Below are 15,847 nucleotides of genomic sequence, written 5' to 3'. Positions count from 1 at the left end.
GAAGCGTTGCATTTTCGCCACAATGCGTTGCTTAAAGGTCACGCAGCAGATTCGTCGTTTTGCGATGGCGATTCGTCTGACGCTTTTCCATTTTAAATGGAATTCGTCTGATTTTTCAGCCTATTGCAATGATGATTTGAAGTAATTGTTTCGCTTTCAAACGAGATCGAACGAGAGTTTCCGCCTCGCGTTGCCGCCACAGCTGGCGTCAAAATCGCGGCTGCGCGGATTGAACGGGGCGCCGATTGTCGTTCGAGCGTGGAGATGATTGGAATGACCAAGGACGCGGTGTCGCCGGCGGCGAGCGACGAAGCGGCTGTCAAGGTGACTGACCGTCGTGCTTCCTTCGCCCTCCCTGGCCTCGTCTTGGCCGGCGGCGCGTTGCTGTGCGCGATTGCCACGCTGCTGATGCTACTCGGGCTGACGCCTGTAGGCCCTACATCCTCGGTGGTCTTTACCTCGGTCGTCATCAACGGCTTGTTCGTGTTCGGGCTGATCGCGCTGATCGTGCGCGAGGTCGCGCGGCTGATGAAGGCGCGCAGCCGAGGCCGCGCGGCAGCACGTTTGCATATCCGCATCGTCGCCCTCTTTTCGATCGTGGCGATCACGCCGGCAATTCTGGTCGCCATCGTCGCGAGCCTGACGCTGAATGTGGGCCTAGACCGCTGGTTCGGCGTGCGCACCCAGCAGATCATCAGCTCCTCGCAGAATGTCGCGCAAGCCTATCTGATGGAAAATGCGAGCTATCTGCAGGGCCAGACAGTTTCGATGGCGAACGATCTGGAGCGCAATCGTTCGCTTTACAGTCTGGATCGCACGGGCTTTGCCGATTTGATGACCCGCCAGGCCCGGGGCCGCGGGTTGCTTGGTGCCTTCCTTGTACGCCGCGACGGCAGCGCCATCGTCCAGGCCGAAATCAAGACCGAGCGGCCACTGCCGGCTATTCCGAAGGACGCGCTCGACTCGTCGGCCAATGGTCAGCCGACGCTCATCCCGCCCGGTGTGACCAACCTCGTCGGCGCGGTCATCAAGCTCGATGAAATCCCTGGCTCGTTCCTCTACACCGTGCGTGCCGTCGACCCGCGGGTCATGAACGCCATGCGGATGGTCGAGGACAACACCGTCGAATACAAGGCGATGGAAGAAGGGCGAATGTCGCTCCAGATCGCCTTTGCCGTTCTCTACATCGGCTTTGCACTCATCGTGCTGCTGGCTGCGATCTGGACCGCCATCGCCATCGCCGACCGTATCGTGCGGCCGATCCGCCTCCTCATCAGCGCGGCCGACAACGTCGCCTCAGGCAATATGAATGTGCTCGTGCCGGTGCGCTCGGCTGACGGCGACGTCGGCAGCCTGTCGCGCACCTTCAACAAGATGATCTCGGAAATCCGCACGCAGCGGGATGAAATTCTGGAAGCGAAAGATGAGGTCGACGACCGCCGCCGCTTCATCGAGGCCGTGCTGTCGGGCGTGACGGCGGCCGTGATCGGCGTCGAACATGATCGGCGCATCACCATCGTCAACACTTCGGCCGAAGATCTGCTGTCGCTGAAAAGCGACGAGCTGATCGGCAAGAATCTGGTTGAGATCGCGCCCGAAGTCGAGCAAGTCGTGACGGAAGCCACGACGCGCCATCGCAACGATTTCCGCAAGCAGATCAGCCTGGTTCGCGGTGGAACAGTGCGTACGCTCAGCGTCCAGGTGACGCGTGAGGAAGCGCGCGATGCCAATGAATCCTACGTTATCACCCTCGACGACATCACTGACCTGGTCATCGCGCAGCGCTCGACCGCCTGGGCCGACGTCGCGCGCCGCATCGCGCATGAAATCAAGAACCCGCTGACGCCGATCCAGCTATCCGCCGAGCGTATCCGCCGCCGTTTCGGCAAGAACATCGCCGAGGCCGACCGTCCGGTCTTTGACCAGTGCACGGACACCATCATCCGGCAGGTGGGCGATATCGGCCGCATGGTCGACGAATTCTCCTCCTTTGCCCGCATGCCGAAGCCGACCATGGAGCCGAGCGACCTGCGGGATATTCTGCGCGACTCGGTGTTCCTGCGTGAAATGGGCAACAACCACGTCAAGTTTGAACGAGACCTGGGCGATGAGCGGCTGGAAGGCATGTTCGATGCGCGAATGCTGGGCCAGGCTTTCGGCAATCTCATCAAGAACGCCGTCGAAGCGATCGAAGGCGTGCCAAGCGATCAGGCGCGCGAGCAGCCGAAAATCCTCGTGCGAGCATCGCTGGATCCGGAACGCGATCGCTTCACCGTCGATGTCATCGACAACGGCCGCGGTCTGCCGGTGGAGAACCGGCACAGCATTCTCGAACCTTACACGACGATGCGCGAGAAGGGCACCGGCCTTGGCCTCGCCATCGTCAAGAAGATCATTGAAGACCATGGCGGACAGCTCGAACTTCACGACGCTCCCGCAGAATTCGACCAGGGTAGGGGGGCCATGATCCGCGTGCATTTGCCGCGCCGTGAGCAAGCCGCCGTCGCCCAGCCAGCAAGTGATAAGGAAAGCGTCTATGGCATCTGATATTCTCGTAGTCGACGACGAGGAAGACATTCGCGAAATCGTTTCGGGAATTCTCTCGGATGAGGGGCACGAAACCCGCACGGCGCATGATAGCGACAGTGCGCTGGCCGCAATTTCTGATCGAGCGCCGCGTCTGATCTTCCTCGATATCTGGATGCAGGGAAGCAAGCTCGACGGCCTCGCATTGCTCGACGAAATCAAGGCACGCCATCCGGAGCTGCCCGTGGTCATGATTTCCGGTCACGGCAATATCGAGACGGCCGTTTCCGCCATCAAGCGCGGCGCTTTCGACTTCATCGAGAAGCCGTTCAAGGCGGATCGTCTGATCCTGATTGCCGAGCGCGCGCTGGAGAATTCCAAGCTAAAGCGCGAGGTCTCCGAGCTGAAGCGCCGCACCGGCGATGCCGTGGAGCTGATCGGCACCTCGGTTGCCGTTTCGCAGATGCGCCAAACGATCGACAAGGTCTCGCCGACCAACAGCCGCGTCATGATCTTCGGCCCGTCCGGTTCCGGCAAGGAACTCGTGGCCCGGATGATGCACAAGAAGTCGACCCGAGCCAATGGTCCGTTCGTGGCGCTGAATGCGGCGACGATCACGCCCGAACGCATGGAAATCGCGCTGTTCGGCACCGAGGGCTCGCCGGGACAGGCGCGCAAGATCGGCGCTCTCGAAGAGGCCCATCGCGGCATTCTCTATCTCGACGAGGTCGGCGAAATGCCGCGCGAGACGCAGAACAAGATCCTGCGCGTGCTGGTCGACCAGCAGTTCGAGCGTGTCGGCGGTTCGAAGCGGGTGAAGGTGGATGTGCGCATCATCTCGTCCACGGCCTATAATCTCGAAAGCCACATCGCCGAAGGCCTGTTCCGCGAAGATCTCTATCATCGCCTCGCCGTCGTTCCGGTTCGTGTTCCGGCGCTTGCCGAGCGGCGCGAGGACATTCCCTTCCTCGTCGATCAGCTCATGCGGCAGATTTCCGAACAGGCCGGCATCCGCCCACGCCGGATCGGCGATGACGCGATGGCGGTGCTGCAGGCGCATGACTGGCCGGGCAACATCCGCCAGCTGCGCAACAATATCGAGCGCCTGATGATCCTGGCGCGTTCGGACGGCGCGGATACGCCGATCACGGCCGAAATGCTGCCGACCGATCTCGGCGACATGCTGCCGAAGGTATCAGCCAAGAATGACTATCACATCATGACCTTGCCGCTGCGCGAAGCACGCGAAATGTTCGAGCGCGATTATCTCATCGCCCAGATCAATCGCTTCGGCGGCAATATCTCGCGCACGGCGGAATTTGTCGGCATGGAGCGTTCGGCGCTGCATCGCAAGCTGAAGTCACTGGGCGTCTGAGCGGCAATCCGGCACTTCAAATTATAGAATTCTGATCAGGGGCTTCCATGCCGAGAATAGCTTATGTGAATGGTCGCTACGTGAACCACAGCGATGCCGCGGTGCATATCGAGGATCGCGGCTATCAGTTCGCCGATGGCGTCTATGAGGTTTGCGAGGTTCGTCATGGCGTGATCGTCGACCTGACGCGCCATCTCGATCGCCTCAACCGCTCGCTGAGCGAACTGCGTATCGCCTGGCCTATGACGCGCTCGGCGCTAATCCTTGTGATTCGCGAGACGCTGCGACGCAATCGTGTTCGCAACGGCCTGTTCTACCTGCAGGTGACGCGCGGTGTCGCCCGGCGCGATCATGTCTTCCCGCCGGCGGGCACGCCATCGTCGATCGTCGTTACCGCCAAGAGCACCGATCAGTCTGTCATCGCCAAGAAGAACGCCAGCGGCATCAAGGCGATCACCGTCCGCGACAATCGCTGGGACCGGGTCGATATCAAGTCCGTCGGCCTGCTTCCGAATGCCATGGCTCGCCAGCAGGCCAAGGAAGCCGGAGCGCAGGAAGCGATCTATATCGACCACCACGGGATGGTGAAGGAAGGCGCTGCCACCAACGTCTGGATCGTCGATCACGACGGAAATCTCGTCACCCGTCCGGCCGAACATGGCATCCTGCGCGGCATCACCCGAACGACCCTGATGGACGTCGCAGCCAAGCTCGGCGTGACGATTGTCGAGCGATTCTTCTCGGTCGAGGAGATGATGGAGGCGCGCGAAGTGTTCATCACGGCCGCGACAAGCATATGTTTTCCGGTCGTTTCCATCGACGGCGAAACCATTGCCAACGGCCATCCGGGCAGCATGTCACAGAAAATTCGCGAAGCCTTTTTCGACGTTGCGGAAAAGACTGCGATTTGATACCAACATGCGCTGGGTAGGAGAGAATGAGGGCATCTCCGGTCCCGGGGTCTCTGTATATCATGATATTTCACCGACTTAGGTCGGCAAAAAAGAAAGAAGCGGCGCGATGGCGGAACGTTCTCAGAACTTGCAGGACTTGTTTCTCAATACTGTTCGCAAGCAAAAGATTTCACTGACAATTTTCTTGATTAACGGCGTGAAGCTCACAGGTGTCGTAACCTCGTTCGACAATTTCTGCGTTCTGCTCCGCCGCGATGGCCATTCGCAGCTCGTTTACAAGCACGCGATCTCGACGATCATGCCGGGTCAGCCGATGCAGATGTTCGAGAGCGAAGAAGCCGCATCCTAACTGGGACTTGCTATTATCACGACACGCGATACCAAAAATGATTCCCTCATCCCGGAGTCCGTAAAGCACCGGGATGACATGCGCGCTGTCGTGGTGGTGCCTGTGCTGAAACAGGCGCGGTCTGCACGCGCCGCTCAGGCCGATAGCGCCATTTCCGTCTCGCGCCCGCCCGAAAGCCGGCTGGAAGAGGCGAAGGGCCTTGCGCTCGCCATCGACCTCGATGTCGTCCATGGCTCCATCGTCCCGATCAACGATCCACGGCCGGCAACTCTGCTCGGCACCGGTAAGATCGAGGAAATCCTCGCACTGCTCGATGAATTCAATGCCGGGCTCGTCATCGTCGATCATCCGCTGACGCCGGTACAGCAGCGCAATCTTGAAAAGGCATGGAACGCCAAGGTCATCGACCGCACCGGCCTCATTCTCGAAATCTTCGGTCGCCGCGCCTCCACCAAGGAAGGCACGCTGCAGGTCGAGCTTGCGCATCTGAACTATCAGAAGGGCCGGCTGGTTCGCAGTTGGACTCACCTTGAACGCCAGCGCGGCGGTGCCGGCTTCATGGGTGGCCCGGGTGAAACGCAGATCGAAGCCGACCGGCGCATGCTGCAGGAGCGGATCATCCGGCTGGAGCGCGAGCTGGAGCAGGTGGTTCGGACCCGCCAGCTCCATCGCGCTAAGCGCCGGAAGGTGCCGCACCCGATTGTCGCGCTTGTAGGCTATACCAATGCCGGCAAATCGACGCTGTTCAACCGCATCACCGGCGCCGGCGTTCTGGCCGAGGACATGCTGTTTGCGACGCTCGACCCGACGCTGCGCCGCATGAAGCTGCCGCACGGCCGCACCGTCATCCTCTCCGATACCGTCGGCTTCATTTCTGACCTTCCGACGCACCTTGTGGCAGCGTTCCGCGCGACACTCGAAGAAGTATTGGAAGCCGATTTGATCCTGCATGTGCGAGATCTTTCGGATGACGACAATCAGGTCCAGAGCGCCGATGTGATGCGTATTCTCGGCGATCTCGGCATCGGCGAAGCCGAAGGCGCCGAGCGCATCCTTGAGGTCTGGAATAAGATCGACCGCCTGGAGCCGGAAGCGCATGATGCCATCGTGCAGAAGGCATCGACGTCAGAAAACGTCATTGCCGTTTCGGCGAAAAGCGGCGAGGGCGTTGATCGTCTGATGGACGAAATCAGCCTGCGCCTTTCCGGCGTGCTGACGGAAACGACGATCACGCTACCGGTGGAAAAGCTGGCGCTGCTGCCATGGCTCTACAATCACGCCATCGTCGATAACCGCGAGGACAATGAGGACGGCACCGTGACGCTCGATGTTCGTCTGACGGAGACCGAGGCTGAGGAACTGGAACGGCGCGTGGGCAACGGCCCTAAGCCGCAGCGCGAAGACTGGGAATAGGTGGTTTCGAGGCATGTCGCGCTAAAGTGCGCAGCCGTTTTGCGGCAATGACATGCTAGAGCGGTTCAGTTCTTCACGGAATCTGAGAGCTGCTCTAACTTATTGTTTTTACGCAATTCCGGACGGAAAACTGCTGCGCACTTTTCCTGAAGTTGCTCTAGAGACCAAAGAGTTGAAGCGCGAGGAACGGGACACGCCGCGCTTTACGCCGTTTTCACGCCTGCAAGCTGCCGCTCGATGGCTTTTGCCGCCTGCCAGATCTCTTCCATCTGCTCCAGCGAGGCGCCTTCCAGCGTCTCGCCTTCAGCTTCAAGCGTCGTTTCGATGTGATGGAAGCGGCGGCGGAACTTCGTGTTCGTGCCGCGCAGGGCCTGTTCCGGGTCGCTGTTCACATGCCGGCCGATATTGACGACGGCGAAGATCAGATCGCCGAGTTCGTCGCTGACTTTCGCTTTATCACCGCTCGCCAGCGCTGCCCGCAATTCACCGATTTCTTCTTCGATCTTGTCGAGAATAGGCTCCGGCGCAGACCAATCGAAGCCGACTTTGGCGGCGCGCTCCTGGAGTTTCAAAGCTTCCGTCAGGGCAGGGAAGGTCCGCTGCACCGAACCCAGGAAACCAACCTTGAAATCTTCGGTGACGCCGCTCCTGGCGCGGCGCTCGGCCCGCTCGCGCTTCTCCTCAGCCTTGATCCGATCCCATTGCAGCGTCACCGCATCCTCGGTCTTGGCGTCGGAGACCGCAAAGACATGCGGATGGCGGCGGATCATCTTGCGGGTGATGGCATGCACGACATCGCCGAATGAAAAGGCGCCGGCCTCCTCGGCGATCCGCGCATGGAAGACGACCTGCAGCAGGAGATCGCCGAGCTCGTCGCAAAGATCGTCGTTATCCTTGCGTTCGATCGCGTCCGCGACCTCATAGGCCTCTTCGATCGTGTAGGGCTTGATGGTCTCGAAGGTCTGGACGATGTCCCAAGGGCAGCCGCTCTCGGGATTTCGCAGCGCCGTCATGATTTCGATCAGGCTGTTTATGTCTCGCGATGCTTCCATCGTTGCCTCGGGTCTTGCTGAACTCAATTCAGGGGGATGTCGTTGTCGCTCTTCGACGCCTGGTAGCTGTCGGACAATCCGGCATAGGCTGCCTTGATGCGTGCGGTCTGTCGCTTCAACAAGCCTTTGCGCGCATCGGCTTCCGTCTCCACAAGATCGGAGATGGCAAAGCTGTTCCAGAACGCATTCTGCCTGTTATAGCCGCCCGGCTCCAAGCCGAAGACTTCCTTCAGGATTTTGAGATCGTGGGGAATTGCGAAGGCATCTCGGGAATCTTCGTGGCTGAAGAAATAGTAGAAATTGTCGAAACCAGCCCAGGTGATGGCCGACATGCACATGGTGCAGGGTTCGTGGGTCGACAGGAAGATCAGGTCTTTGCTCGCCGGCTTCTCGCCCAGTTCGTAGAAGCGCTTTAGCGCATGCACTTCGCCATGCCAGAGCGGGTTCTCCAGCTCGTTGTTCGTTTCGGCGATCACAAGCGAGAGGTCGGATTTGCGCAGGATAGCAGCTCCGAAAACCTTATTGCCTGCCGCCACGCCCCTGCGCGTCAGCGGCAGGATGTCGTGTTCTACAACGTTGAGAAGGCGGGCTGCGATGGTAGTGTCCGACAAGGAAATGCTCCAAAAATTTTCGTCCAATCTAGCGGCATTACCGGTCCGGCGGAATGTGCAAATGGTGGGCGGGCGGTGTTTGTCACAGGCAATAAAACCGATATGGGCATCGGTCAATGATAAAAGTCTATAGATTTCCTATATTTATCGCAATTTGCTCGTCTGGTGAGTTTTGCTCAAATCCCCCTCATGTCGAGCAAAAGAATACGCTCATGCGCGGGCATTAGAATTTCTGTTTCTTCAATCCCTTGGCCTCTAGGGCGATATTCGGCAGACCTCGAATTGGAATGACGATGCCTCCCAGGACTGAACAACTTTCGGTGTTTCCCGCCTTCTTCCGCGTAGAAGGAAGGGTAGCGGCCGTCTTTGGCAATGGCGATGAAGCCTTTGCCAAGGTGCGGCTGCTGATGAACACGCAGGCCAAGATCGTTGCCTATGTGCAGGCGCCGGAAGCTGACTATCACGCCGTCCTCATCGCCAATCGCGTCGCGACCGTGCGCGCCGAGTTTTCCGCGGATCAGGTCAAGGGTGCGACCCTTGTCTTTGCCGCTACCGGCGATGCCGAGGCTGATCGTGCGATCGTCGACGCCGCCCGCGCCGAGAGAATTCCTGCAAACGCCGTCGATCAGCCCGATTATTGCGATTTCTATACGCCGGCTCTCGTCAATCGCGCGCCCGTCGCCGTCGCTATCGGCACCGAAGGTGCGGGGCCGGTGCTGGCGCAGATGATCCGGGCGCAGATCGACCAGATGCTATCTCCCTCGCTCGGGAAGTTGGCGGAATTGGCGACGCGTTACCGTAAGCCGGTCGAACGCCTCGTCGCGCGTGGCGTCGCTCGCCGCGTCTTCTGGCGGCGGTTCTTCTCCGGACCCGTTGCCGATGCCGTCAATGCTGGCCATCTCCCGCAGGCGGAGCAGGCGGCCGATGAGCTGTTGCGGTCGTCGCGCAAAGTCGAGGGCAGGGTATGGCTGGTGGGCGCGGGCCCCGGCGCGGAAGATCTTTTGACGCTGCGGGCGCAGCGCGTGATGATGGAAGCCGATGTCATCGTCTATGACGCTCTGGTGCCGCAGGCGATCGTCGATATGAGCCGCCGCGATGCCGAGCGCCTGTCCGTCGGCAAGCGCAAGGGATGCCACAGCAAGTCGCAGGAAGAGATCAACGATCTGCTTGTTCAGCTCGGCCGCGATGGCAAGCGCGTGGTGCGGCTGAAGTCCGGCGACCCACTGGTTTACGGTCGCGCGGGCGAGGAAATGGCAGCCCTGCGCGCCGCCGGAATCGCTTATGAGATTGTTCCCGGCATTACCTCGGCCTTCGCTGCTGCTGCCGATTTTGAACTGTCGCTGACGCTGCGCGGCGTCGCTTCTTCGCTGGTCTTCACGACGGGGCATGATCTGACCGGCGATGTGCTGCCGGATTGGGCAAGCCTCGCCGTATCCGGTGCGACGATCGCCGTCTATATGGGGCGCACCGTTGCCGCTTCTGTCGCCGGTCGCCTGATGCAAGCCGGTCTGCCGCCTGAGACGACCGTTGCCATCATCGAGAACGCGAGCCGCCGCGATCGCCGCCTGATGCACGGAATATTGAGGGATCTGCCTGATCTTGAGCACCGTGATGAGTTGAGCGGGCCGGTCATGGTCATTATCGGCGATGCCGTCGCCGGTGCGAATTTTGAACAATCCGAGCCGCTGGTCAGCCGTAAGACCGTTGCTCAAGACTATGCAAGGAGCTGATGGATGGTCGACAAGGTTTTGACCGCAAACCGCCTCACCGATGGCGTCGCCGTTTGGCTGAACGCAAATGGCGAGTGGACGATATCGCTGCAGGAAGCTTTGGTTGCTCGCCATGCAGAAGCGGAAGCTGCGCTGGAAGCGATCGGCAAGAAGGCCTATGCTGATAACAAGGTCGTCGACGTCAATCTGATCGACGTTCAGGAAACCGGCGGCAAGCTTTGGCCGTTGCGCCTGCGCGAGCGCATCCGCGCCGAAGGACCCACCATGGAATATGCGGCGGGCTACGCCGCGGCCGATCCCGAATTCATTGCAGCCTGAGAAGCTCTGAGGAAATCATGTATCGTTACGACGAATTCGACCACGCCTTTGTCGCGGAACGGGTTGCCCAGTTCCGCGATCAGGTGGAGCGGCGCCTCTCGGGTGAACTTTCGGAAGATGCCTTCAAGCCGCTGCGCCTGATGAACGGTGTCTATCTGCAGCTGCATGCCTACATGCTGCGCATCGCCATTCCCTATGGCACGCTGAGTTCGCGCCAGATGCGTATGCTCGCGCACGTCGCACGCACCTATGATCGCGGCTATGGTCATTTCACCACGCGCCAGAACCTGCAGTTCAACTGGCCGAAGCTGTCCGAGATGCCCGATGCGCTGTCCGATCTGGCCTCCGTCGAGATGCATGCCATCCAGACCTCGGGCAACTGCATTCGCAACGTGACGGCAGACCATTTCGCCGGTGCTGCGGCCGACGAAGTCGCCGATCCAAGGCCCTATGCCGAGATCCTGCGGCAGTGGTCGTCCGTTCACCCGGAATTCTCCTTCCTGCCACGCAAGTTCAAGATTGCCGTCACTGGCGCCGAGCGCGACCGCGCCGCGATCCAGGTGCATGACATCGGCCTGCATCTGAAGAAGAACGACAAGGGCGAGATCGGCTTTGCCGTTTACGTCGGCGGCGGGCAGGGCCGTACGCCGCTGGTTGCCAAGCTGATCCGCGATTTCCTGCCGGAACAGGATCTCCTGTCCTACACGACGGCGATCATGCGCGTTTACAATCTGCATGGCCGCCGCGATAACAAGTACAAGGCGCGCATCAAGATCCTCGTGCATGAAACGGGCACCGAAGAACTGACGCGTCAGGTCGAGGCTGAGTTCGACAAGCTGAGGGACACCGAACTGAAGCTGCCGGAAGCCGACGTTCAGGCGATATCGACCTATTTCGCATTACCGGCACTGCCGGAGCGCGCCGAAGGCTGGGAAAGCCTGGCGCGCTGGAAGAAGGCTGATCCGGATTTTGCGCGCTGGGTGCATCAGAACGTGCAGCCGCACAAGAACCCCGATTACGGCATGGTCACGATCTCCCTCAAGCCGATCGGCGGCATACCCGGCGACGCCTCGGATGCGCAGATGGAAGCGGTGGCTGATATTGCCGAGGAATACGCTTTCGATGAGATTCGCGTCAGCCACGAGCAGAACCTCATCCTGCCGCATGTCGCACTGGCCGATCTCGAAGCCGTCTATCGCGGCCTCGTGGCCGCCGGCTTGCAAACGGCGAATGCCGGCTTGATCACCGATATCATCGCCTGCCCCGGTCTCGACTATTGCGCGCTTGCCAATGCACGCTCCATCCCGGTCGCGCAAGAGATTTCCAGGCGTTTCGGCTCGGCCGAACGCCAGGCCGAGATCGGCGAGCTGAAGATCAAGATTTCCGGCTGCATCAATGCCTGCGGCCATCACCATGTCGGTCATATCGGCCTGCTGGGCGTGGAAAAGAAGGGCGCGGAACTCTACCAGATCACGCTCGGCGGCTCCGGCGACGAGAACACCTCCATCGGCGAGATCATCGGCCGCGGCTTCGAGCCCGACAAGGTGACCGATGCCATCGAGACAATTGTCGATACCTATCTCGGCCTCCGCCTGGATCCTTCCGAAACCTTCCTCGTTGCCTATCGTCGCGTTGGACCGCAGCCGTTCAAGACTGCGCTCTATGGCGCGTCCTCGTCGGCAGCCGAAGCGGCCTAAGGAGATTGAATATGACCAAGATCTGGCGTGAAACCGGCTTCGTCGAGAACGATCCCTGGGTCATCGAGACCGACGAGGTCAAGGCGACTGAGACGCAGAAGCTTCTTCTCGGCCTCGATGCCCTGATCGCAAAGGCGGAAGAAAGCAACGATGTCGGCCTCGGCGTCGTCATCAAGCCGGCGGACGACGTGACGCGGCTGCAGCCCTATCTCGATCGTCTCGACATCGTCGCCGTTGCCTTTCCGGCATTCAGCGACGGCCGCGCCTTCAGCCATGCCTCGCTGTTGCGGCAGCGTCTCGGCTATGCCAAGGAGCTGCGTGCTGTCGGCGATGTGCTGATCGATCAGGTGCCGTTGATGCTGCGCGTCGGCATCGATAGTTTCGCCGTGACCAACGAGACAGCGTTGAAGAGGCTGTCGGAAAATCGCCTGCCGGGCATTCAGCGCTATTATCAGCCGACCGCACGCCATGCCGAAGGCGGGCAGACCTATAGCTGGCGGCGGTTGCCGGCAAAGTCGGCCTAGGGGCCACAGGCTTGCCATTGCGGCAATTTGACAATGTCGAATTGCCGCATTCCAGGCTCAAAATACAGGTAATGTCGGCGAGCTGAAATCTTGACCGGAATACGCATATTTCAGTCCGGCGCTGCCGGATGGAATGGAATGCCTTTCAATTCGGTCTATATTATAATATTAGCCTCGCGCAATGAGCCTGCCAGGAATGACGTGTAAGACGAATACGGGATCAGAGACAGAATGAACGCCCCCGCCAAGACAGATGAATTTGCTTCCGCAGTACCCGCTGGCGTTTTCGCCGAGAAGGTGCTGAGCGTCACGCATTATACCGACCGGCTCTTTCGCTTTACGATGACCAGGCCGCAAGGCTTCCGCTTCCGCTCCGGCGAGTTCGCGATGATCGGTCTGATGGTTGATGGTAAGCCGCTCTATCGTGCCTATTCGATCGCAAGCCCGGCCTGGGCCGACGAGCTCGAGTTCTTTTCGATCAAGGTGCCGGACGGCCCGCTGACATCGCACCTGCAGAACATCAAGCCGGGCGACGAAGTGCTGATGCGCAAGAAGCCGACGGGCACGCTGGTTCTCGATGCGCTGACGCCGGGCAGGCGCCTCTATATGTTCTCGACCGGTACCGGCATCGCGCCTTTCGCGAGTCTGATCCGCGATCCCGAGACCTATGAAAAGTTCGAGGAAGTCATCCTCACGCATACGACGCGGGATGTTGCAGAGCTGAAATATGGCTTTGACCTGGTCGAGGAAATCCGTAATGACGAACTCTTAAGCGAAGTCGTCGGGGACAAGCTGCGCCATTATGCGACCGTCACCCGCGAGGATTTTCCCTTCAAGGGCCGCATTACCGATCTTATCGAGAATGGCAAGCTCTTCAGCGATCTTGGCGTACCCGCACTTGATATCGCCGTCGACCGCGGCATGATCTGCGGTTCGTCTGCGATGCTGAAGGATACCAAGGACCTGCTTGAGAAGGCTGGCCTCACCGAGGGTGCGAACAGCAAGCCAGCCGAATTCGTTATCGAACGCGCTTTTGTCGGCTAGACGGATCGGCATCTGTGAAAAGACAAGGCGGTCTCGGCAACGAGGCCGCCTTTTTCATAACCCGCTCAGGTGGTCGATCAGCGCCGCCATGGCAGCGCGCGCATTGTTTGCATCACCGCCGCAAATGGCTGCGATAGCCTGAACGTGCATCGCTATCGCGCGATCCATACGATCAGCCGCTCCCGTCGAATACCACAGCCGGCGCGCATGCGTTTGCACCGGTCCGAGAGCCGAGGTGATGAAATTGTTGGGGCAGGCGTCTTCCAGGATCTCGTCGAATGTCTTGTCGGCAGCAAAAAATCCGGGCAGGTCGCCTGTCACGGCGCAGCCGGCCATCAGGCGTGCGCATTGCTGCAGCTGGTCACGTTGCTGCTCGTCGGCATGAACGGCAGCGAGCGCTGCCGCAATCGGTTCCAGTTCCCGCCTGACCTGCATGACATGCCGATGATCGTCGGGGCGAATCTCCGCAATCTGCAGACCCACGCGCGGCCGCACATGGATCAATCCTTGCCACGCAAGCTTCTGGATCGCCTCGCGCACGGGAGTACGCCCTTGACCCGCCATCTCGATCAGCTGCTTTTCGGTAACGAGTGCGCCAGGCTCGAGGGTAAGCGTCACGATCTGATGTTCGAGCGCCAGATAGGCGAGATGGCTAAGCGAATTCTGCATGCAAGATGTCCGGCCCGGCTGATATGGCGCACAGTGTCACCTCGCGCCGCCGAAGGCAACCGCTTGTGATATATCACAACAAACGCTTGACGCAGAAGATTGCCTCGGCTCGGCGAGCCCGCGTGGAGCGACGGTGAAGGCAGCCTCCACCTGCCGTTTCCCTTGCTTGGACAGGCAGTCGCGGGCTTAAAGCTCGATGCTCGAAGACTGGTACGGCGGCTTGCGCTTGGCGGCCATCAACAGGTCCAGCTCCGTGGCCGACGGGCCGAATTTATAGAACAGTCGTTTCGCTTCCTCGTCGTCGAGGCGATATTTTCGTGCAAATTCGGCGATGCTGTAGGGGCGACCGCGAACGACTTTGCGCGTTGGCATCCGATTGGTGTTTTCCATCATGCTTCCAACCTCCTCTTCGGTTCCATATCTTTCTAGATAGGGTCGGAGATGAAGTCGGAAAGGTCTTTGGCGTGCGTTGCGGTAAACAATACAACAAAAAAGGGAAGACATTCCGTCTTCCCTTCTCCTCGTCCCTGATGTGGACAGCTTCGCCCGGATAGGCCGCTATCTCCTGATCAATCGACCGACGAAAATTAGAATGCACGCGCCGACAAAACCCGTGATCAAGTAATTGATCAAAGCGCTGTTGAAAGGCAGCGTAAGGCCGACTTGCCTGAACAGCCAACTCGCAACGATTGCTCCAACAATACCGAGAACAATGTTCATGAAGATGCCGGTATTGCTCTTCATGATCATTTCAGCGAACCAGCCAGCAAGGCCACCAATGATAATTGCTGCAATCCAACCGACTTCCATAAGGTCCTCCTGAGACTCGGCGGGTTGTTCATATGGGTTAATATACACTAAAAACGATTCGCACCTCAAATCATTGCGAGGCGCGCGAGCGAATCCTTTCATTGCAATCCCGATTATTGAGGGAAATTGTTACGGTTGTTCCGGCCGGGTGAAACTGAGTTGGCGCCCGCACAGCTTTTCTAACAGATTAGAATTTTCGGCTTGAGCCTGGTATCCCGGGAATTTCGGAGGAAAGGCCGCTGTCTTGAGCATCTTGAGATGAGGAAAAGCATCTTTGAGCAGCTGCAACCTCAATTTATGGGTTGACCACAATGGGGCGTCTGCATATGTTCCGCGCACTTCCAGCCGGGGCGGAAACGCCCGCGGAGAGGGAGAGCGTAGCTCAGTCGGTAGAGCAACTGACTTTTAATCAGTAGGTCATGGGTTCGAATCCCATCGCTCTCACCATTGGACACTGCCATTGCAGTGATTTTCCCCAACATCTGCAAGATTCTGATACGGCGCCTTGTTGCTTCAAAGTTGCTTTTTGAAGATAACGCACGGTATGGCCGTAACGTCGAAATGCATCCGAGCTTCCCGGCCAAGGCGTGCTCCTTTAGTCTCAGTCCGTATAAGATAAGCGCGCTAACAATCAGGTGACAAAGCAATCTTATAATTGCCGCATGGCAGGCCAGAGGGGTATATAGGGATCATGGAGTGGTGTCGTTCGCCTTGAGCGAATTTCCGCAATTGTTTCAGACTTTTGCTGTCGCTCGGAAAACACCTTCACCGCTGAAATGGTGGTTGCATCCGTACCGGCGTGACTGGCAAAATGT

The 15,847-nt window shown here is 59.2% G+C and carries 15 protein-coding genes and 1 tRNA gene; 11 read left to right on the top strand and 5 right to left on the bottom strand.

Going from position 1 to position 15,847, the window contains the following annotated elements; translation table 11 throughout:
* The first annotated feature begins 273 nt into the window (after positions 1-273).
* From QD409_RS06490 to hflX, 5 genes are all read left to right on the top strand, one after another.
* Positions 274-2,547, top strand: a complete 2,274-nt coding sequence (locus QD409_RS06490) for a sensor histidine kinase NtrY-like (protein ID WP_092845225.1) — start codon at positions 274-276, stop codon at positions 2,545-2,547.
* Entirely contained in the window at positions 2,537-3,901 is a 1,365-nt protein-coding gene (locus QD409_RS06485) for a sigma-54-dependent transcriptional regulator (RefSeq protein WP_430762136.1), read from the top strand. The genes QD409_RS06490 and QD409_RS06485 overlap by 11 nt, the downstream gene beginning before the upstream one ends.
* Before the next feature lie 47 nt (positions 3,902-3,948).
* Positions 3,949-4,812, top strand: a complete 864-nt coding sequence (locus tag QD409_RS06480; protein WP_430762135.1) for a D-amino-acid transaminase — start codon at positions 3,949-3,951, stop codon at positions 4,810-4,812.
* A gap of 109 nt (positions 4,813-4,921) precedes the next feature.
* Positions 4,922-5,164, top strand: a complete 243-nt coding sequence (gene hfq / locus QD409_RS06475; RefSeq protein ID WP_003539403.1) for an RNA chaperone Hfq — start codon at positions 4,922-4,924, stop codon at positions 5,162-5,164.
* A gap of 78 nt (positions 5,165-5,242) precedes the next feature.
* Positions 5,243-6,577: a GTPase HflX gene (hflX, locus tag QD409_RS06470; RefSeq protein WP_430762134.1), complete on the top strand. Its 1,335-nt coding sequence runs from the start codon at positions 5,243-5,245 to the stop codon at positions 6,575-6,577.
* Positions 6,578-6,780: 203 nt separating this feature from the next.
* Here hflX and mazG read toward each other — a convergent pair whose 3' ends face one another.
* Together mazG and QD409_RS06460 are read right to left on the bottom strand one after the other, a co-directional pair.
* Complete coding sequence (gene mazG / locus QD409_RS06465) at positions 6,781-7,629, bottom strand: nucleoside triphosphate pyrophosphohydrolase (protein ID WP_430762133.1); 849 nt, start codon at positions 7,627-7,629, stop codon at positions 6,781-6,783.
* 23 nt (positions 7,630-7,652) lie between these two features.
* Positions 7,653-8,240 carry a deaminase gene (locus tag QD409_RS06460; protein ID WP_430762132.1) on the bottom strand — a complete coding sequence of 196 codons (588 nt, stop codon included), beginning with the start codon at positions 8,238-8,240 and terminating at the stop codon, positions 7,653-7,655.
* Positions 8,241-8,527: 287 nt separating this feature from the next.
* On the opposite strand from QD409_RS06460, the gene cysG reads away from it, so the two are divergent.
* The 5 genes from cysG to QD409_RS06435 all read left to right on the top strand — a co-directional run bounded on the left by cysG (position 8,528) and on the right by QD409_RS06435 (position 13,553).
* On the top strand, positions 8,528-9,970 hold the full coding sequence (cysG, locus tag QD409_RS06455) for a siroheme synthase CysG (protein WP_430762131.1): 1,443 nt from the start codon (positions 8,528-8,530) through the stop codon (positions 9,968-9,970).
* Between the two features lie 3 nt (positions 9,971-9,973).
* On the top strand, positions 9,974-10,288 hold the full coding sequence (locus QD409_RS06450) for a DUF2849 domain-containing protein (RefSeq protein WP_092845237.1): 315 nt from the start codon (positions 9,974-9,976) through the stop codon (positions 10,286-10,288).
* A gap of 17 nt (positions 10,289-10,305) precedes the next feature.
* Positions 10,306-11,985: a nitrite/sulfite reductase gene (locus tag QD409_RS06445; RefSeq protein WP_430762130.1), complete on the top strand. Its 1,680-nt coding sequence runs from the start codon at positions 10,306-10,308 to the stop codon at positions 11,983-11,985.
* An 11-nt stretch (positions 11,986-11,996) separates the two neighbouring features.
* Complete coding sequence (locus tag QD409_RS06440; RefSeq protein WP_430762129.1) at positions 11,997-12,509, top strand: DUF934 domain-containing protein; 513 nt, start codon at positions 11,997-11,999, stop codon at positions 12,507-12,509.
* A gap of 231 nt (positions 12,510-12,740) precedes the next feature.
* Positions 12,741-13,553: a ferredoxin--NADP reductase gene (locus QD409_RS06435; RefSeq protein WP_430762128.1), complete on the top strand. Its 813-nt coding sequence runs from the start codon at positions 12,741-12,743 to the stop codon at positions 13,551-13,553.
* A 54-nt stretch (positions 13,554-13,607) separates the two neighbouring features.
* On the opposite strand, the gene QD409_RS06430 is transcribed toward QD409_RS06435, so the two are convergent.
* The 3 genes from QD409_RS06430 to QD409_RS06420 form a co-directional block, all read right to left on the bottom strand.
* Positions 13,608-14,222 carry a GntR family transcriptional regulator gene (locus QD409_RS06430; protein ID WP_430762127.1) on the bottom strand — a complete coding sequence of 205 codons (615 nt, stop codon included), beginning with the start codon at positions 14,220-14,222 and terminating at the stop codon, positions 13,608-13,610.
* Positions 14,223-14,408: 186 nt separating this feature from the next.
* Complete coding sequence (locus QD409_RS06425; protein WP_092845247.1) at positions 14,409-14,615, bottom strand: hypothetical protein; 207 nt, start codon at positions 14,613-14,615, stop codon at positions 14,409-14,411.
* A gap of 165 nt (positions 14,616-14,780) precedes the next feature.
* The gene (locus tag QD409_RS06420; protein WP_004118854.1) at positions 14,781-15,032 is read right to left on the bottom strand and encodes a GlsB/YeaQ/YmgE family stress response membrane protein; all 252 of its coding nucleotides are present in this window, start codon (positions 15,030-15,032) and stop codon (positions 14,781-14,783) included.
* Between the two features lie 371 nt (positions 15,033-15,403).
* Between QD409_RS06420 and QD409_RS06415 the strand changes: the two genes are divergently transcribed.
* Positions 15,404-15,479 (top strand) — tRNA-Lys (locus QD409_RS06415).
* The last annotated feature ends 368 nt before the right edge of the window (positions 15,480-15,847 follow it).

This window comes from Rhizobium sp. BR 315, from assembly GCF_050577975.1.
Taxonomy (GTDB): Bacteria; Pseudomonadota; Alphaproteobacteria; order Rhizobiales; family Rhizobiaceae; genus Rhizobium; species Rhizobium miluonense.
Note: the sequence above shows the minus strand (reverse complement) of the source record. Positions and strands in the feature narration are given on the sequence as shown.

Coding starts and splice junctions, on each gene's coding strand:
- QD409_RS06490 (WP_092845225.1), top strand. CDS start 274: ATGACCAAGGACGCGGTGTCGCCGGCGGCGAGCGACGAAGCGGCTGTC.
- QD409_RS06485 (WP_430762136.1), top strand. CDS start 2,537: ATGGCATCTGATATTCTCGTAGTCGACGACGAGGAAGACATTCGCGAA.
- QD409_RS06480 (WP_430762135.1), top strand. CDS start 3,949: ATGCCGAGAATAGCTTATGTGAATGGTCGCTACGTGAACCACAGCGAT.
- hfq (WP_003539403.1), top strand. CDS start 4,922: ATGGCGGAACGTTCTCAGAACTTGCAGGACTTGTTTCTCAATACTGTT.
- hflX (WP_430762134.1), top strand. CDS start 5,243: ATGCGCGCTGTCGTGGTGGTGCCTGTGCTGAAACAGGCGCGGTCTGCA.
- mazG (WP_430762133.1), bottom strand. CDS start 7,629: ATGGAAGCATCGCGAGACATAAACAGCCTGATCGAAATCATGACGGCG.
- cysG (WP_430762131.1), top strand. CDS start 8,528: ATGACGATGCCTCCCAGGACTGAACAACTTTCGGTGTTTCCCGCCTTC.
- QD409_RS06450 (WP_092845237.1), top strand. CDS start 9,974: ATGGTCGACAAGGTTTTGACCGCAAACCGCCTCACCGATGGCGTCGCC.
- QD409_RS06445 (WP_430762130.1), top strand. CDS start 10,306: ATGTATCGTTACGACGAATTCGACCACGCCTTTGTCGCGGAACGGGTT.
- QD409_RS06440 (WP_430762129.1), top strand. CDS start 11,997: ATGACCAAGATCTGGCGTGAAACCGGCTTCGTCGAGAACGATCCCTGG.
- QD409_RS06435 (WP_430762128.1), top strand. CDS start 12,741: ATGAACGCCCCCGCCAAGACAGATGAATTTGCTTCCGCAGTACCCGCT.
- QD409_RS06430 (WP_430762127.1), bottom strand. CDS start 14,222: ATGCAGAATTCGCTTAGCCATCTCGCCTATCTGGCGCTCGAACATCAG.
- QD409_RS06425 (WP_092845247.1), bottom strand. CDS start 14,615: ATGATGGAAAACACCAATCGGATGCCAACGCGCAAAGTCGTTCGCGGT.
- QD409_RS06420 (WP_004118854.1), bottom strand. CDS start 15,032: ATGGAAGTCGGTTGGATTGCAGCAATTATCATTGGTGGCCTTGCTGGC.